The organism is Frondihabitans sp. PhB188, from assembly GCF_003752365.1.
Taxonomy (GTDB): domain Bacteria; phylum Actinomycetota; class Actinomycetes; order Actinomycetales; family Microbacteriaceae; genus Frondihabitans.
The window spans coordinates 419,366-436,977 of record NZ_RJUO01000003.1 but is presented as its reverse complement, the minus strand read 5'-3'; the positions used below and the strand labels follow the sequence as shown (position 1 = coordinate 436,977).

The window sequence follows — 17,612 nt, the reverse complement described above, 5'->3', positions numbered from 1 at the left end:
GATCTGCCTCTAGTGCGTCGAAGGGTCCTGTGCCACCTCGCTGCGGTCGTCCGACCACAGCGTGTGGAAGGTGCCCTCCTTGTCGACGCGCTTGTAGGTGTGCGCTCCGAAGAAGTCGCGCTGGCCCTGGATCAGGCTCGCGGGCAGGCGCTCGGAGGCGAGCGAGTCGTAGTAGCTGAGCGCGGACGCGAAGCCGGGAACGGGGATCCCCGACAGGGCGGCCTTGGCGACGATTCGCCGCCAGGCATCCTCGCCGTCGGCCACGGCCTTGGCGAAGTACTCGTCTTCGAGGAGCGTCGCGATGGTCGAGTCGTTCTCGTAGGCGTCGACGATGCGGTTCAGGAACTGGGCCCGGATGATGCAGCCGCCCCGCCAGATCTTGGCGACGGCGCCCTTGTCGATGTCCCAGCCGTACTCCTTGGCCCCGGCGATGATCGCGTCGAAGCCCTGAGCGTAGGCGACCATCTTCGAGGCGTAGAGCGCCTTCTGCACGTCGTCTTCGAAGCCCTCGCCGGCCTCCTGGATGTCGGGACGGTTCTTGAGCGTCTTCTGCACCGCGGCGCGCTGGTCGGGCTTGGACGACACGGCGCGCGCGAACACGGCCTCGGCGATGCCGCCGACGGGGACGCCCAGGCCGACCGAGTTCTGCACGGTCCAGACGCCGGTGCCTTTGGAGCCCGCCTCGTCGAGGATGAGGTCGACGAGCGGCGTGCCGGTCTCGGCGTCCTTCTGCTTGAGCACCTCGGCGGTGATCTCGATCAGGTACGACTCGAGCTCGCCCTTGTTCCACTCCTCGAACACGGCGGCGATCGCGTCGGGGTCGTGGCCGCCGACGCGGCGGAGCAGGTCGTACGACTCGGCGATGAGCTGCATGTCGGCGTACTCGATGCCGTTGTGGATCATCTTGACGAAGTGCCCGGCGCCGTCGGTGCCGATGTGCGTCACACACGGCTCGCCCTCGGCGACCGCGGCGATCGACTTCAGGATCGGGCCGAGCGTCTCCCAGGCCTCGGCGCTGCCGCCCGGCATGATCGACGGGCCCTTGAGCGCGCCCTCCTCGCCGCCCGAGATGCCGGTGCCCACGAAGTTGAGGCCCTTCTCCTTCAGGTCGTGCTCGCGGCGGATCGTGTCGTGGAAGTTGGCGTTGCCGCCGTCGACGATGATGTCGCCCTCCTCGAACAGGTCGGCGAGCTGGCCGATGACGGCGTCGGTGCCACGGCCCGCCTGGACCATGATGATCGCCGTGCGGGGCTTCGACAGCGAGGCGACGAAGTCCTCGATCGACTTCGACGCGATGAACCCGGCGTCGCCGTGCTCGTCCATGAGCAGGTCGGTGCGCTCGGGGGAGCGGTTGTAGACGGCAACGGTGTTGCCCTCTCGGCTGGCAAGGTTGCGGGCGAGGTTCGAGCCCATGACGGCCAGCCCCACGACGCCGATGTTCGCCTTTGCGGTCTCTCCGTGTTCGGCCACGGTGCCTCCTTCACAGTAAGTACGGACAATCTATCCACGCTCCTGGGCGGACAGCCAGGGTCTGGCAGTACGAGGTTCGACCATCCGGTGAACGTGCCGTAGACTCCTACCCGAACTTCGGCGAGGGGTGCGGTGCACCCGTTATCGACGCGGTGGGCGGACAGTCCCTGTCTTTCCTCACGCTTATTGATGCGTTCGAGTTGAATTCCCGGGCTCCACGAGAGCCCACCACTTCCAGAAGGAGACACACATGTCTGACGACAACAAGCTGTCCGTCGAGATCCGCACGAGCTTCGGCAAGGGCGCGGCCCGCAAGATCCGCGCCGTCAACAAGATCCCCGCCGTCATCTACGGCCACGGCACCGAGCCGGTCCACGTGACCATGCCCGGCCACGAGACCATGCTGATCACCCGCCGCTCGAACTCGGTCCTCGAGCTCGACATCGAGGGCACCAAGCAGCTCGCCCTCGTCAAGGACATCCAGCGCGACCCGGTCCGCCAGATCATCGAGCACATCGACCTCGTCATCGTCCGCGCCGGCGAGCGCGTCGAGGTCGAGGTCCCCGTTCACATCGAGGGCGAGTCGTACCCCGGCACGATCCACGTGATCGAGTCGAACACTCTGCTGCTCGACGTCGAGGCCACCCACATCCCGCAGAACGTCGTCGTCTCGATCGAGGGCCTCGAGGACGGCGCCCAGATCCTGGCCTCGGCCGTGGAGCTGCCGTCCGGCGCCAAGCTGATCAGCGACCCCGAGTCGCTCGTCGTCATCATCAGCCTCCCTCGCGCCGAGGTGGCTGCGGAGGACGAGGTCGCTGCCGAGGGCGACGTGCCCTCGATCGAAGACGAAGAGCGCTCCGAGTAGGTTCTCGCAGCGGCACATCCCGAAGGCGGATCAGCGAAGGGCGCAGTCCTGGACGACAACAGATGGCTCGTGGTCGGGCTCGGCAACCCCGGGCCCGGCTACGCTTCCACCCGGCACAACGTCGGCCAGATGGTGCTGTCGCTGCTCGCTGACCGTCTTCACTCGGGTTTCAAGACCCACAAGACGCAGGCCACGGTCGCCGAGGGACGCTCGTTCCCCGGCGGCCCTCGGCTGGTCCTGGCGAAGCCCACCACGTTCATGAACGTGTCCGGCCCGCCCGTGGCAGCACTGCTGCGCTTCTACGACCTCGACGTGTCGCGGCTCATCGTCGTGCACGACGAGCTCGACATCCCGTTCGACACCCTCAAGATCAAGCAGGGCGGCGGGCACGGAGGCCACAACGGCCTCCGCGACATCATCTCCGCGTGCGGCTCGAAGGACTTCCTCCGGGTGCGGGTCGGCATCGGCCGTCCCCCCGGTCGGCAGGACGCCGCCGATTTCGTGCTGCATGACTTCAGCGCCACCGAGCGCAAGACGCTCCCCAACCTCCTCGACGAGGCGGCCGACGCGGTCGAGCTCATCGCGACCGACGGTCTGACCGCGGCGCAGCTCCGGTTCCACACGGCGAGTTAGGTCCGCGCTGCGGGTCGGGTCGCCGCGGCGGGCCCTGTGCGCGGCCTCCGCCCGGGCCAGTGTCGCCCGGGAGGACTCAGCCTGTGTGGCTTCTCACCTCCGCCGTACCCGCATGCCGAGACGGCCTTCGCGGATCTCCTTGCGGACTGTCAGCAAGACGGACACGGATACGCCGCCAACGACGACGAGTAGCAGACCCAAGTCATTCACGGCGAAGCTCACGTCGGGCAGGCCGTCGTTTTCCGCGAACCGTCCGGCAACGAGCCCCGGCAGGCGGATATCGACCGCACTGAACAGTGATATCGAGACCGCCGTGAGGATGACAACGACTAGTACGGCCAGCCCGCCCAGCGCGCCGCGTAGGGCGCCTGCAACGAGTCTCATAGTTACACGCAATCTGTCCTCCAGGAGCTCGCGTCACGTATGAATACAGAATTCCACACTGATCCGTGGGGCGCATCCTCTGAGCAGATAAAACCGTGCACAAAAGAGGACTCTCGTGATGGCGACCTCCGCCCGGGCCAGTGTCAGAGGGGGCCCGTACACTCGTACGAGTGATCCTCCAGGGCTTGATTCCTGCGCTTTCGCGCGCCTCGACGTTCGGCGACGCCCTCGAGGGGGCTGAGAGATCGAGCGACTTCTCCGTGGTCGACGGGCTGCGCGTTCCGCTGCTCGCCGGGCTCCTCTCCAGCCGGGAGGGGCCGCAGCGCCAGACCCCCCAGTGCCTCCTCGTCATCACCGCGACGGGCCGGGAGTCCGAGGCAGTCCGCTCGGCGATCTCCTCCTACATCCCCGAGGCCGAGGTGCTCGAGTTCCCCGCGTGGGAGACCCTGCCCCACGAGCGCCTCAGCCCGAGTGCCGAGACCGTGGGCAAGCGCATCCGCGCGCTCCGGCGCCTCGCGGAGTGGGAGAAGACCGACAAGGTCGCAGGAACTCCGCCACTCGTCGTCGTCGCCGGCGTCCGCGCGGCCCTCCAGCCCCTCTCCGACAACCTCGCCGACGTCGACCCCGTCGTGCTCGCCACCGGCACGCGCGGCCACGACCTGTCGGGCATCGCCACGCAGCTCGTCGACCTCGCCTACGCCCGCGTCGACATGGTCACGCGACGCGGCGAGTTCGCCGTGCGCGGCGGCATCCTCGACGTCTTCCCGCCGACAGCCGAGCACCCCGTCCGCGTCGACTTCTTCGGCGACGAGGTCGACCAGATCCGTCCGTTCTCCGTGGCCGACCAGCGCAGCCTCGACTCCGAGGTGACCGAGGTCGAGTTGCCGCCGAGCCGCGAGATGCTGCTCACCGAAGTCGTCCGACAGCGTGCGCGCGAGATGCAGCACGAGTTCCCGAGCCTGGCGCAGATGCTCGAGAAGCTCGGCCAGGGGATCCCCGTCGAGGGCATGGAGTCGCTGGCACCGGCGCTGGTGCACCGCCTGGTGCCGATCACGCACTATCTGCCGCAGAGTGCGGCCATCGCGGTGCTGTCTCCCGAGCGAGTCGTGTCGCGGGCGAAGAGCCTGGCCGAGACGAACCGCGAGTTCCTGCAGGCTGCCTGGATCGCGGCCACCGCCGGCGCCGAGGCCCCGATCGACCTCGACTCGGGCGACTTCCTCACCGTCGGCGACCTGCGGCTGAAGGCCGACGGCCGAGCCTGGTGGTCGATCTCGGGCTTCGACTCGGGTCTCGTGCTCACCGACGAAGAGAAGATCGAGGCCGCCGGCGACTACCGCCGCGTCGACGCCGAGACCGTCCCCAGCTTCGCCGGCAACGCCGAGGGCGCCGCCCTGCACGTCGCCGAGCGCGTCTCCGAGGGCTGGACCGTCGTCGTCACGGCCCGCGGCACCGGGCTCGTCGACCGCGCCCGCGACGTGCTCGCCGAGCTCGGCGTCGCGGCACGCGTTCAGGAGTCCCTGCCCGCCGACCCCGAACCCGGCGTCGCGCACCTCGTCACCGCCGGCGTCGAGGCCGGCTTCGAGATCCCGTCGGCGAAGCTCTCCGTGCTCAGCGAGTCCGACTTCTTCGGCCGGGCCGCCGGCTACGAGTCGCGGCAGGTCAAGAAGCTCGCCTCGCGACGCAAGAACGTCGTCGACCCCTTGCAGCTCAAGGCCGGAGACATCGTCGTGCACTCCACGCACGGCATCGGCCGGTTCCTGGAGCTCACCAGCCGCGAGGTGTCGACCGGCGGCCGCAACGCCGTCAAGCACAACCGCGAGTACCTCGTGCTCGAGTACGCGCCGTCGAAGCGCGGCCAGGCGGGCGACCGCCTCTACGTGCCGACCGACCAGCTCGACCTCCTCAGCCGCTACGTCGGCGGCGAGGCCCCGAAGCTCAGCAAGATGGGCGGCAGCGACTGGTCTCAGGCCAAGGGCAAGGCCCGCAAGGCCGTCCGCGACATCGCCGTCGAGCTCGTGAAGCTCTACTCCGCGCGCATGGCCTCGAAGGGGTACGCGTTCGGCCCCGACACCCCGTGGCAGCGCGAGCTCGAAGAGGCGTTCCCGTTCGCCGAGACGCCCGACCAGCTCACGACCATCGACGAGATCAAGGCCGACATGGAGCGGCCCATCCCGATGGACCGCCTCATCTCGGGCGACGTCGGCTACGGCAAGACGGAGGTCGCGATCCGTGCCGCCTTCAAGGCCGTGCAAGACGGCAAGCAGGTCGCCATGCTCGTCCCGACGACACTGCTCGTGAAGCAGCACATGGAGACCTTCTCGGAGCGCTTCGCCGGGTTCCCGGTGCACCTGCGCGCCCTCAGCCGCTTCCAGTCGGCGAAGGAGTCGAAAGAGACGATCAAGGGCATCGGCGACGGCACCGTCGACATCGTCATCGGCACGCACCGCATCCTGACCGAGGGCCTCGCCTTCAAAGACCTCGGCCTCGTCATCATCGACGAGGAGCAGCGGTTCGGCGTGGAGCACAAAGACCAGCTGAAGAAGCTCAAGACCAACGTCGACATCCTCGCGATGAGCGCGACGCCGATCCCGCGCACGCTCGAGATGGCGGTCACGGGAATCCGCGAGATGTCGACGCTGGCGACGCCACCCGAAGATCGGCACCCGATCCTCACCTTCGTGGGGCCGAACAGCGACCGCCAGATCGCCGCCGCCATCCGGCGGGAGCTGCTGCGCGAGGGTCAGATCTTCTTCGTGCACAACCGCGTCTCGTCGATCAACCGCATCGCCGCCCAGCTCGCCGAGCTCGTGCCCGAGGCGCGCATCGCCGTCGCTCACGGGCAGATGCCCGAGTCGGCGCTCGAGCAGGTCATGGTCGACTTCTGGGAGCGCAAGTTCGACGTGCTCGTCTCGACGACCATCATCGAGACCGGTCTCGACATCGCCAACGCGAACACCCTGATCATCGACCGCGCCGACCGGTACGGCCTCTCGCAGCTGCACCAGCTCCGCGGCCGCGTCGGCCGCGGGCGCGAGCGCGGCTACGCGTACTTCCTCTTCGACGCCGACAAGCCGCTCAGCGAGACTGCTCAAGACCGCCTGGAGACGATCGCCGCCAACAACGAGCTCGGCGCGGGCATGCAGGTCGCGCTGAAAGACCTGGAGATCCGAGGCGCCGGAAACCTGCTCGGCGGCGAGCAGTCGGGCCACATCGCGGGTGTCGGCTTCGACCTCTACCTGCGGATGATCGGCGAGGCCGTGAATGCGTTCCGCGGCGATGTGGCCGAGGGCCAGACCGAGCTGCGGCTCGAGCTGCCGGTCGACGCCCACATCCCCGAAGACTACGTCGAGAGCGAGCGCCTGCGCCTCGAGGCCTACCAGAAGCTGTCCACCGCCTCGTCGCCGACCTCCACCGACGAGCAGATCGACTCCGTCCTCGACGAGATGAAAGACCGGTACGGCGAGCCGCCCGCCGAGGTGCTCGCGCTCATCGAGGTCTCGCGCCTCCGCCGCATGGCCCAGAAGACGGGTCTGAGCGAAGTCGTCGCCATGGGCTCCAACCTCCGGGTGGCGGCGCAGGAACTCCCCGACTCCGTCCAACTCCGCCTCGGCCGGCTGTTCCCCGGCGGCCGCTACTTCGCGCAGACGAAGTCCGTGTCGGTGCCCATGCCGCGGAAGAACGGCGAGCCCCTGCCGGACGCCGAGCTGATCGAGTGGGTCGAGCAGCTGCTCACCGCGATCTACGATGCGGCGCCGGCGAAGCCGGCCGGCAGCGCGGCGCCGTCGCCGGGGTAGGCGCCGCGCGATCTGCGGGGCGCGAGATCGCGATCCGCGTCGGGTCCGACCCGGGGCGGCGACGGGAAGTGCGATCTCGCGGCCGCGTCGTGGGGCGGTCGGGCGGCGGGTCCGGAGTTCCTGCGCCCGGGGCTGCCCCTCGGAATCGGCACGGAGAGACGCGGTCGGCTGCAGAGTCCACGCGCTCGGTGCGGCCGCGCGGCTGGCTTGGGCGCGAGATCGCGATTGGCGTCGGGTCTGACCCGGCGGGGCGACGAGAAGTGCGATCTCGCCGCCTCGGCCTGCGGCCCGGTGAGGTGCGGCGGGCGCGAGGAATGCGCCGGCGCGAGGAATGCGCCGGCGCGGGGAACGCGGCGGGCGCGAGGAACGCGGCGGCGCGAGGGGCGGCGCTCGGCGGGGCGCGGCGCGGGCCGGGCTCAGCGCACGCGACGTTGGTGCGCGCGCTTGAGCATGCTCACCAGGACGGCCGCGATGACGATCGAGATGCCCGAGCCGAGGAGCACGGCGAGCGTGCCCTCGTCGACGATCTCCTCCGACTGCTTGAAGGCGAGCTCGTTCATGAGGAGCGAGACGGTGAAGCCGATGCCGCCCAGCATCGCGACGGTGACGATCTCGACCATCGACAGCGTCTGACTGCGGCGGGCCGGGTCGGGGTTGCGGAAGATGCGGGAGGCGATCCCGCCGGCGAGAGTGATCCCGATGAGCTTGCCGACGGGGAGCGCGATGACGATCGCCCAGAACACGGGGCGGAGCTCGCCGAGCCCGACGCTCGGCACGACGACCGCCGCGGCGGCGAACGCGAAGACGGGCAGCACGATGCCGTTGGTGAACGGCTCGAGCGCGTGGACGGCCTTGCGGGCCGGACCGAGCGGCAGCACCAGGCCGACGGCGACCGCGGCGATCGTCGCGTGCACGCCCGAGCGGTAGACGAGGTACCAGGTGACGACGGCCAGGACGGTGATCATCACGACAACGGCGACGCCGGCGGCGCCCGTGCGACGGCCGAGCAGCTTGCCCGCGGCGAAGGTGGCGATCACGGCCACGACGCCGAGCGCGAGAAACAGCAGGTTGCTGCCGTGGGTGAAGAACACCGCGATGATCAGGATGGCGATGAGGTCGTCGAGCACGGCGAGCGCCAGCAGGAACACCCGGATGCGACCCGGCAACGCCGACCCGAAGACCGCGAGGACGCCGAGGGCGAAGGCGATGTCGGTGGCGGTCGGCACCGGCCAGCCCGAGGAGTACCGGGTGCCGGCCGTGACGAGCAGGTAGACGCCGGCCGGGACGATCACGCCGCCGACCGCGGCGATCGCCGGCACGAGGGCCTTCGACACCGAGTTGAGGTCGCCGCGCACCAGCTCGTGCTTGAGATCGACGGCGACGACGAAGAAGAAGAGGGCGAGGAGGCCGTCCGAGATCCAGTGCCCCACCGACAGGTCGAGCCCGATGGACGGGAAGCCGAAGTGGAAGGCCTTGATGTCGAGCAGAGCGGGCCCGGTGGCGAGGTTCGCGAGGAGGAGGCCGAGCACGGCGGCGCCGAGGAGGATGCCCGCGGACGCGCGCTCCGAGCGGAAGAGAGAGCTCATGGAGTCCTGACTGATGAGGTCGAGCCCCGAGAAGAGGTCGACGGAGGAAGCGTCGACCAGACTTCCCGACTCACCGAGAAGCATTCTATCGTGAGACCACCGACATCGGCTGGGACAGGAGACACGTGACGGACCACGACGCGGGCACGGCCATCGAGGCTCTTCAGCACACGGTCGACGCCCTGCTCGACCCGCCCGGCTGCGAGTGGAACCGCGCCCAGACCCACGCCTCGCTCGTGACCTACCTGCTCGAGGAGTCCTACGAGCTGGTCGAGGCCATCGAGGCGGGCTCGGCTGACGATCTCCGCGAGGAGCTCGGCGACGTGCTGTACCAGGTGGTGCTCCACGCCGGTATCGCCCAGCGCGCGGGGGAGGGTTTCGGCCTGGCCGAGGTCGTCGAGGACGTCGATGCGAAGATCCGGAGGAGGCACCCGCACGTGTTCGGCGCGGACACAGCCGCCGACGTCGACGACATCGTCCGGCTCTGGTCGGCGGCGAAGGCCGTCGAGAAGGCGGGGCGCGAGAGCGCGTTCGACGGGGTCCCTCTCGGACTCCCGGCGCTGTCGCGCGTTCAGAAGATCGCGGGTCGCGCAGGCGAGGCAAGGGGCGCAGGAACTCGACGCGGCACCTTTGCCGCCGACACCGAGCTCGACTGGGGACGCCACCTGCTCGCCGAGGTCGACGAGGCATCGGCTCGCGGCTGGGATGCGGAACGGGCTCTGCGCGAGGCTCTGCGTGAGCGCGAGCGGGCGCTGCGTGCCCGAGAAAAGTCGCTCCGCACCCGAGAAAAGTCGCTCCGCACCCGAGAAAAGTCGCTGCGCGGAGAAGAAGAGTGGCGGGGCGCCCCACAACCCGAATAGAGGGGACCCCGCCCGGATCAGTGATCAGCCGACCCGATCGCGCTTGTTCAGCGCGACGTGATCACTCTACACCAGACTGAAATGTCATCTGAACATTCTCGGTATTTCACCAGGTCGTTTTCGTGTGCGACTGCTCTGTTATCGTGATTCAGCTTGCTCGGGGGCGCAGGGTCTCCGGAGGCGGGCAATCGTGAAGGACGGCTCGTGCCCCGGAAACCCGACCCCACTCGCAAGCCGGAGCTCCTGGGGCGGATTCTCGAGCATCTCGCCGGCCGCACGCTCGCGACCGTGTCGTTCCGGACGCTGGCCGAGGCCCTCGGTGTCAGCACGTACGTCTTCGTCTACCACTTCGGCAACCGGTCGCAGCTCGTCGATGAGATCGTGCGCGCGATCGTCGCCCGCCAGGACGCCCTCCTGGCCGTCGACCCGGTCGACCTCGACGAGCCTGCGTGGCTCCAGTTCATCGAGACGGCCTGGACCGAGGTATCGACGCCGTACAACCTGCAGCTGATGCGCCTCGAGTACGAGGCGGCGATGCTGGAGATGATCGACGGCGATGCCGGCGGGATCGCGCGCTCGGCCGTGTCGCGGTGGCAGGCCTTCACCAAGGACTGGTGCATCGCGCGCGGCCTCGACGCCGACGTCGCCGACGTGGAGTCGCGGCTGTTCACCGACACGATCTACGGGCTGCAGTACGACGCTCTGGCGACGGGCGACACCGAGCGGGTCACGGCGGCGTTCCGCCTCCACGTGCGCGCGTTCGCGGCACGAGTGCGGGCGACGGCAGCCGCGGCCGTCTGACCTGTCAGTCGTGAGATGAACGGTGCCCCGCGCTCTAGCGCGGGGCACCGCCAGCCTGGCCGGGATCGTCGCCGCAGGGAAGGGACGAGCCGCCAGGCAGACGAGCGCGCAACCCGATTCGCGCTCGTCGGTCTCGGGGAGCAGCAGTCACGACGAAGGGGTGACTCGTGTCTGCTGCTCTGCCATGCGGGCGACACCCAGCGTACATGACATGTCACATGGAGACAAGTCACGGCTTCATCCGCCCATCTGGGAGGATTGATGCATGCCCTCTCCCGTGAACCCGCCCCGCGGAATGCGCGACTTCCTCCCGGCCGACAAGCGACGGCGCGACCTCGTGCTCGGGACCATCCGCGAGACCTATCGCTCGTACGGCTTCGACGAGATCGAGACGCCCGTCGTCGAGGAGAGCTCGCGGCTGCATGCCGGGCTCGGCGGAGACAACGAGAAGCTCGCCTTCGCGATCATGAAGCGCGGCCTGAGCACTGAGAAGCTGCAGAGCGCCGAAACGGCGCTCGACCTCGCCGATCTCGGCCTCCGCTTCGACCTCACCGTGCCGCTCGCCCGGTTCTACGCCACCCACCGCGCGACGCTTCCGACCGTCTTCCGCGCCATCCAGATCGCCCCGGTGTGGCGCGCAGAGCGTCCGCAGAAGGGTCGCTACCGCCAGTTCGTGCAGTGCGACATCGACATCATCGGCGAAGCCGGCCCGATGGCCGAGATCGAGCTGATCAGCGCGACCGCCGAGGTGCTCGGGCGCCTCGGCCTCGTCGGCACCACCATCCGAATCAACGACCGGCGCATCCTCCTCGGGCTGCTGTCGCACTGGAAGGTGCCGACGGAGCGATTCGACACCGCGCTGGTGATCATCGACAAGCTCGACAAGATCGGGATCGACGGCGTCGTCGGCGAGCTGGCCGAGATCGGAGTCCCGACCGACGACCTCGCGGCGCAGCTGGCGGAGCTGGCGGGGGCCACCTGGGAGTCCTCGGCGGGTGCTCGGTGGCTCGACGCCGAGGCCTTCGGCGACCTGCTGTCGCTGCGCGAGGCGCTTCCGGACGCCCGGCTCGAGTTCGACCCGACGCTGGTGCGCGGCATGGGCTACTACACGGGCACCATCTTCGAGGTGGCCCACCCCGACTTCGGCTACTCGCTCGGCGGCGGCGGGCGCTACGACGGGATGATCGGGCGGTTCCTCGGCGCCGACGTGCCGGCGGCCGGCTTCTCGCTCGGCTTCGAGCGGCTCGTCGACCTCGTCGAGCTGCCCGGCGGCTCGGCCGAGGGCTCCGTCATCCTCTACGACGCCACAGTCCCACCCGCCGAGCTGGTGCGCCTCCAGCACGAGCTCGCCGCCGACGGCACCCGGGTGCGCCTCGACAGGCGCGCGAAGAACCTCAAGAACCAGCTCGCCGGCCTGGCCGAGCTCGGCTACACGCGCTTCGCCACCCTCGCCGATGCGGCAGCGCCCTTGGAGTGGAAGCCGCTCAGCTAGACGGGGCGGCTACGGCCGAGCGGGGCCTGTGGAGAACGTCTCCTCCCCGATGAGGCCGGTGGGTAGGATTGGGGCCGGGTCAGCGCCGGTGACGCTCGCGGCCCTCGTAGTCAGTCAACCGAAGGAGTAATTCCGTGGCAGCAATCGACGCCGTAGGCGCCCGCGAAATCCTCGACTCGCGGGGCAACCCCACGGTCGAGGTCGAAGTCCTGCTCGACGACGGCGTGGTCGCCCGCGCCGCAGTGCCGTCCGGCGCATCGACCGGTGCCTTCGAGGCGTACGAGCTCCGCGACGGAGACAAGGCCCGTTACCAGGGCAAAGGCGTGCTCAAGGCCGTCGCCGCCGTCATCGACGAGATCGGCCCTGAGATCGAGGGCCTCGACGCCACCGACCAGCGCGTCATCGACGGCGCCATGATCGCCCTCGACGGCACCGACAACAAGGCCCGCCTCGGCGCCAACGCCATCCTCGGCGTCTCGCTCGCCGTCGCCCGTGCCGCAGCCGACTCGGCCGACCTGCCGCTGTTCCGCTACATCGGCGGCCCGAACGCGCACACGCTGCCCGTGCCGATGATGAACGTCATCAACGGCGGCTCGCACGCCGACAGCAACGTCGACATCCAGGAGTTCATGATCCTGCCGATCGGCGCCTCGACGTTCTCCGAGGCGCTCCGCTGGGGCACCGAGACCTACCACGTGCTCAAGGGCCTGCTCAAGTCTCAGGGCCTCTCGACCGGCCTGGGCGACGAGGGCGGCTTCGCGCCCAACCTCTCGAGCAATCGCGCCGCGCTCGACCTCCTCGTCGAGGCGATCACGACCGCCGGCTTCACCCCCGGCAAAGACATCGCGCTCGGCCTCGACGTCGCCTCCAGCGAGTTCTTCAAGGACGGCTCGTACACCTTCGAGGGCTCCGCGAAGTCGGCCGAGCAGATGTCGTCGTACTACGAGGAGCTCGTGGCCTCGTACCCCCTCGTCACCATCGAAGACCCCCTCGACGAAGACGACTGGGAGGGCTGGGCTCACCTGACGTCCGTCATCGGCTCGAAGACCCAGATCGTGGGCGACGACCTGTTCGTCACGAACCCGACGCGCCTCGCCAAGGGCATCGAGAACGGCGCCGCCAACGCGCTACTCGTCAAGGTCAACCAGATCGGCACGCTGACCGAGACCCTCGACGCCGTCGCGCTCGCTCAGCGCTCCGGCTACAAGACGGTCATGTCGCACCGATCGGGCGAGACCGAAGACAACACGATCTCCGACCTCGCGGTCGCGACCGACGGCGGCCAGATCAAGACCGGCGCCCCGGCTCGCTCCGAGCGCGTCGCGAAGTACAACCAGCTGCTCCGCATCGAGGAGGAGCTCGGCGAGGCCGCGGTCTACGCCGGCGCGTCGGCGTTCCCGCGCTTCACGGCGTAGTCACGAGCACCGGCAGGCCCGCCCCGCGCACGTCGCGGGGCGGGCCTTCGCCGTGTCGGCGGCGGGGTGGCAGTTCCTGCGCCCAGAGCACTCTCAGCGACCCACCGCCGCAGCGGCTCGAGATGCCGGAACGGTCGCCTAGGGTCGGAGCATGGCCGAGACACCCCGCACCCGCAGTGCGTCCGACAGGCGGGCACCCGTCAAGCGCGTCCCCGTCAGCCTGCCGGCGATGGAGAGCGCCGCCGGCGGGTGGCTCCGCGGCATGCGGTTCTCCGGCTTCAGTCTGCTCATGCTCGTGATAATCGTGCTCTTCGTCGTCATCCTGGCCCCGAGCCTGCGCACGCTCATCCAGCAGCAGCAGCAGATCACGCAGCTGCAGGGGCAGGTCGACGAGCAGAAGCAGAACGTGGACGACCTCAAAGACGACGTCGCGCGCTGGAACGACCCGGCCTACATCGAGGCACAGGCCCGCGACCGCCTGCTCTACGTCTACCCGGGCGAGTACAGCTACCTGGTGATGGACGACTCGAAGTCGAGCGGCACGACGTCGACCACGTCGACCGGCACGAAGATCACCAGAGACATCCAGACCCCGACGGTCGACTGGGTGAGCGCGATGCAGGCGTCGATCCTCGATGCGGGGCTGACCGACGAGCCGGCGACGAAGCTTGTCGCCCCCGACATCAGCGGCAAGAAGTAGCGTTTAGGCTTGGTGGCGAAATGACCACGCCTCCCTTCGCCGCCGTCGCCGAGCGCGACATCCAGATCGTGTCCGCCCAGCTCGGCCGCCCCGCGCGCAACGTGATCGGCATCGCAGCGCGGTGCGTCTGCGGCAACCCCACGGTGGTCTCGACGAAGCCGCGTCTCGCCGACGGGACGCCGTTCCCCACCCTGTACTACCTGTGCCACCCGGGCGCGACCGCCGCCATCTCGACCCTCGAGGCGAACGGCGTCATGGCCGAGTTCACCGACCAGATGGCATCGAGCCCCGAGCTCAAGCAGCAGTATGCCGCGGCGCACGAGGCCTACCTCGCCGACCGCGAGAGCGTCGAGCACGTCGACGAGATCGCGCACGTGACCGCCGGCGGCATGCCCGAGCGCATCAAGTGCCTGCACGCGCTGGCCGGCCACTCCCTGGCCGCCGGCCCCGGCGTCAACCCGTTCGGCGACCTCGCCCTCGAGCGCGCGACCTGGAGCCCTGACGTCTGCACCTGCGACGACTACCTCCTCGAGAGCTGATCGGATGCGCCGGGGGAGCGCCATCGCGGCGTTCGTCGCCGCAGTCGCCCTTGCCCTCCTGCTGCCGGCCTCGGCGGCGTCGGCCGACTCGATCCGCGACCGCGAGTACTGGCTGAGCGACTACGGCATCGAGCGGGCGTGGGCGACGACCCGCGGCGAGGGGGTGAAGATCGCCGTCATCGACTCGGGCGTCGACGGCAGCGTCCGAGAGCTGCAGGGCGCCGTCGCGGGCGGCACCGACTTCTCGGGGTCGGGCGGAGCGAACGGCCAGACCCCGATCGGCGACGACTCCGCGCACGGCACGCTCGTCGCCTCCCTTCTCGTCGGGAGGGGCACGGGCGCAGGAACCGGCGTGATCGGCGTCGCACCCGACGCCCAGGTGCTCAGCATCTCCGTCGGGTTCGGCGCCCAAGCCACGGACGCCGACGACCAGATCGCCAAGGCGGTGCGGTGGGCTGTCGACCACGGCGCCAAGGTCATCAACATGTCGTTGACACGCAACACGCTGGACTGGCCGCAGAGCTGGGACTCCGCGTTCCTCTATGCGATGAAGAAGAACGTCGTAGTCGTGGCTGCCGCAGGCAACCGGGGGAGCGGCACGGACGAGGTCGGGGCGCCGGCGACCATGCCCGGCGTGCTCGCCGTGGCCGGTGTCGACCAGTCGCAGAACGCCTCGTTCGACGCGTCGAGCCAGGGCATCACCATCGGCGTGGCCGCACCGAGCGAAGGCCTCGTCGGCGTCGGCCCCGGTGGGCAGTACCTGCTCTGGTCAGGAACCAGCGGTGCGGCCCCGCTCGTCTCGGGCATCGCCGCTCTCGTGATCGCGGCGCACCCCGGCATCAGCGCGGATGACGTGATCCAGCGCATCGTCTCGACGGCGACGCCGAAAGGCAGCCCGTCGCCCGGGCCGATCTACGGGCACGGACTGGTGAACGCCGAGGCGGCTGTCACGCGCGACGTCGCCCACGCCACCGAGAACCCTCTCGGCAGCCTGACCGACTGGGTGCGGCTGCACCGTCGGGCCGAGGCCGCGCCCATCCCGACCTCGTCGCCCGAGCCCTCGGCTCCTGTGACGGCGACGCCGACGACAGCTGTCGCCAATAGGGACGGAAACGCTGGGTTCCCCCCGTCAACCCAGGAGCTGCGCTCCACTGCCATCCCGCTGGCGGTTTACGCTGGTCTCGGTGTCAGTGTGATCGCCGTCGTCATCGGGGCCGTTCGGCATTTCAAACGCTTACGCAACAGGCACTAGCCTGTTTCTCGTCCACACCTACCAAGGAGTCAATCCCTCGTGCCCAAAATCCTGATCGTCGGCGGCGGCTACGCCGGTTTCTACACCGCCTGGAAGCTCGAGAAGTGGCTGCGCAAGGGCGAGGCGGATGTCACGGTCGTCGACCCCCTGCCGTACATGACCTACCAGCCCTTCCTCCCCGAGGTCGCCGCCGGCTCGATCGAGCCCCGCCACGCCATCGTGTCGCTGCGCCGTCACCTCACGCGCACCAACGTCGTCACCGCGAAGGTGACCAAGGTCGACCACGCCTCCAAGACCGCCACCATCACCCCCGAGGTCGGCGATGCCTGGGAGATGGAGTACGACCAGATCGTCATGACGGCCGGCGCAGTGTCGCGCACCTTCCCGATCCCGGGTGTCGCTGACGAGGCCATCGGACTCAAGACGATCGAAGAGGCCGAGGCGATCCGCGACAAGCTCCTCACCAACTTCCAGAAGGCGGCGAACCTCGACGCCGGCCCCGAGCGCGACCGCCTGCTCACGACCGTGGTCGTCGGCGGAGGCTTCGCCGGCATCGAGGTCTTCGCCGAGCTCCGCAGCTTCGCGACCGACCTCCTCAAGAACTACCCGAACCTCACCATCGATGACACGCACTTCCACCTCGTCGAGGCGATGGGCCGGATCATGCCCGAGGTCGCTCTGGAGACCAGCCACTGGGTGCTGAAGAACCTCGCCGAGCGCCAGGCGATCGTGCACCTCGACACGCAGCTCCAGTCCGCCGTCGGCGGCAAGGTCGAGCTCTCCACCGGCGAGTCGTTCGAGTCCGACCTCATCATCTGGACCGCGGGCGTCATGGCGAATCCCGTCGTCCGCAGCACCGACTTCCCGCTCGAGGCCCGTGGCCGCATCACCGTGCAGCCCGACCTCCGCATCGTCACCGAAGACGGCACCGTCGTCCCCGACGCGTGGGCCTGCGGCGATGTCGCAGCGACCCCCGATCTCACCGGCGCCGGCGTCGGCGGCTTCTGCGTGCCCAACGCGCAGCACGCCGTCCGCATGGGCAAGCAGCTCGCTAAGAACATCACCGCGGTGCTCCGCGGCGAGAACACGAAGGACTACCGCCACGACAACCTCGGCGCTGTCGCGGGCCTGGGTCTCGGCATCGGCGTGTTCCAGAGCGGCAAGTTCGCGCTCAAGGGCTTCCCGGCCTGGGCCGCGCACCGCGGCTACCACGGCATGGCGATGCCGTCGTTCGAGCGCAAGATCCGCGTCGTCACCGGCTGGGCCAACAACATGATCCTCGGCCGCGACATCGCCTCGCTCGACAACGTGACCAGGCCGCGTGCGGCCTTCGAGGAGTTCGCGTCGCGTCCGAAGCCGGCCGCCCCGGCCGAGGCCTCTGCTCCGGCGCCCGAGATCGGTGCGCCGAAGGACGCCCCTGGTCCCGCTTACGCGACGCCGGCCGACTCGTCCACCGAGGCTGCGCCCGTGAAGAAGGCTCCGGCCCGCAAGGCCGCCGCCAAGAAGGCTCCGGTCGCCGAGTAGCTGTCAGCTGCCGGAACGCCCCGCGTCGACATCGGTCGGGCGGGGCGTTCCTGCGTGCGGTACATCCCCCGGCCGCTCGCACCACGATCGGGACTCCGCACCACGGCTTCGCGTGGTGCCGAGTCCCGATCGTGGGTCGAAGCGCGGCCGGGGTGGTGTCGAGTCCGGATCGTGGTGCGGCGGCGGGAGGCCGGGCGTCCCCTACGCTGGAAGCCCGCGCCCCCGTAGCCCAATTGGCAGAGGCAGGCGACTTAAAATCGCTTCAGTCAGGGTTCGAACCCCTGCGGGGGCACCGCG

Annotated in this window: 14 protein-coding genes and 1 tRNA gene; 12 read left to right on the top strand and 3 right to left on the bottom strand. The window is 69.4% G+C overall.

The window, feature by feature from the left end:
• Positions 1-9: 9 nt before the first annotated feature.
• Positions 10-1,470, bottom strand: coding sequence for an NADP-dependent phosphogluconate dehydrogenase (gndA, locus tag EDF46_RS10825; RefSeq protein WP_123506276.1), 1,461 nt, complete (start codon positions 1,468-1,470; stop codon positions 10-12).
• Between the two features lie 250 nt (positions 1,471-1,720).
• Between gndA and EDF46_RS10820 the strand changes: the two genes are divergently transcribed.
• Both EDF46_RS10820 and pth read left to right on the top strand, forming a co-directional pair.
• On the top strand, positions 1,721-2,335 hold the full coding sequence (locus EDF46_RS10820; RefSeq protein ID WP_123506275.1) for a 50S ribosomal protein L25/general stress protein Ctc: 615 nt from the start codon (positions 1,721-1,723) through the stop codon (positions 2,333-2,335).
• Positions 2,336-2,383: 48 nt separating this feature from the next.
• Positions 2,384-2,968 carry an aminoacyl-tRNA hydrolase gene (pth, locus tag EDF46_RS10815; RefSeq protein ID WP_123506274.1) on the top strand — a complete coding sequence of 195 codons (585 nt, stop codon included), beginning with the start codon at positions 2,384-2,386 and terminating at the stop codon, positions 2,966-2,968.
• 93 nt (positions 2,969-3,061) lie between these two features.
• On the opposite strand, the gene EDF46_RS10810 is transcribed toward pth, so the two are convergent.
• Entirely contained in the window at positions 3,062-3,352 is a 291-nt protein-coding gene (locus EDF46_RS10810) for a hypothetical protein (RefSeq protein ID WP_123506273.1), read from the bottom strand.
• A 170-nt stretch (positions 3,353-3,522) separates the two neighbouring features.
• On the opposite strand from EDF46_RS10810, the gene mfd reads away from it, so the two are divergent.
• Positions 3,523-7,146, top strand: a complete 3,624-nt coding sequence (gene mfd / locus EDF46_RS10805; RefSeq protein WP_123506272.1) for a transcription-repair coupling factor — start codon at positions 3,523-3,525, stop codon at positions 7,144-7,146.
• Between the two features lie 416 nt (positions 7,147-7,562).
• On the opposite strand, the gene EDF46_RS10800 is transcribed toward mfd, so the two are convergent.
• On the bottom strand, positions 7,563-8,732 hold the full coding sequence (locus EDF46_RS10800) for a Na+/H+ antiporter NhaA (RefSeq protein WP_123506545.1): 1,170 nt from the start codon (positions 8,730-8,732) through the stop codon (positions 7,563-7,565).
• Between the two features lie 125 nt (positions 8,733-8,857).
• On the opposite strand from EDF46_RS10800, the gene EDF46_RS10795 reads away from it, so the two are divergent.
• The 9 genes from EDF46_RS10795 to EDF46_RS10755 all read left to right on the top strand — a co-directional run bounded on the left by EDF46_RS10795 (position 8,858) and on the right by EDF46_RS10755 (position 17,607).
• The gene (locus EDF46_RS10795) at positions 8,858-9,592 is read left to right on the top strand and encodes a MazG nucleotide pyrophosphohydrolase domain-containing protein (protein ID WP_123506271.1); all 735 of its coding nucleotides are present in this window, start codon (positions 8,858-8,860) and stop codon (positions 9,590-9,592) included.
• Between the two features lie 204 nt (positions 9,593-9,796).
• Positions 9,797-10,393, top strand: coding sequence for a TetR/AcrR family transcriptional regulator (locus EDF46_RS10790; protein WP_123506270.1), 597 nt, complete (start codon positions 9,797-9,799; stop codon positions 10,391-10,393).
• A 265-nt stretch (positions 10,394-10,658) separates the two neighbouring features.
• Positions 10,659-11,885: a histidine--tRNA ligase gene (gene hisS, locus EDF46_RS10785; RefSeq protein ID WP_123506269.1), complete on the top strand. Its 1,227-nt coding sequence runs from the start codon at positions 10,659-10,661 to the stop codon at positions 11,883-11,885.
• Between the two features lie 134 nt (positions 11,886-12,019).
• On the top strand, positions 12,020-13,300 hold the full coding sequence (gene eno / locus EDF46_RS10780; RefSeq protein ID WP_123506268.1) for a phosphopyruvate hydratase: 1,281 nt from the start codon (positions 12,020-12,022) through the stop codon (positions 13,298-13,300).
• A 151-nt stretch (positions 13,301-13,451) separates the two neighbouring features.
• Positions 13,452-14,000, top strand: coding sequence for a septum formation initiator family protein (locus EDF46_RS10775; RefSeq protein WP_123506267.1), 549 nt, complete (start codon positions 13,452-13,454; stop codon positions 13,998-14,000).
• Positions 14,001-14,020: 20 nt separating this feature from the next.
• Complete coding sequence (locus EDF46_RS10770; RefSeq protein ID WP_123506266.1) at positions 14,021-14,539, top strand: DUF501 domain-containing protein; 519 nt, start codon at positions 14,021-14,023, stop codon at positions 14,537-14,539.
• A 4-nt stretch (positions 14,540-14,543) separates the two neighbouring features.
• Entirely contained in the window at positions 14,544-15,791 is a 1,248-nt protein-coding gene (locus tag EDF46_RS10765; RefSeq protein ID WP_123506265.1) for a S8 family serine peptidase, read from the top strand.
• A 39-nt stretch (positions 15,792-15,830) separates the two neighbouring features.
• On the top strand, positions 15,831-17,315 hold the full coding sequence (locus EDF46_RS10760; RefSeq protein ID WP_123506264.1) for an NAD(P)/FAD-dependent oxidoreductase: 1,485 nt from the start codon (positions 15,831-15,833) through the stop codon (positions 17,313-17,315).
• 218 nt (positions 17,316-17,533) lie between these two features.
• Positions 17,534-17,607: transfer RNA gene (locus tag EDF46_RS10755), tRNA-Leu, on the top strand.
• Positions 17,608-17,612: the final 5 nt, after the last annotated feature.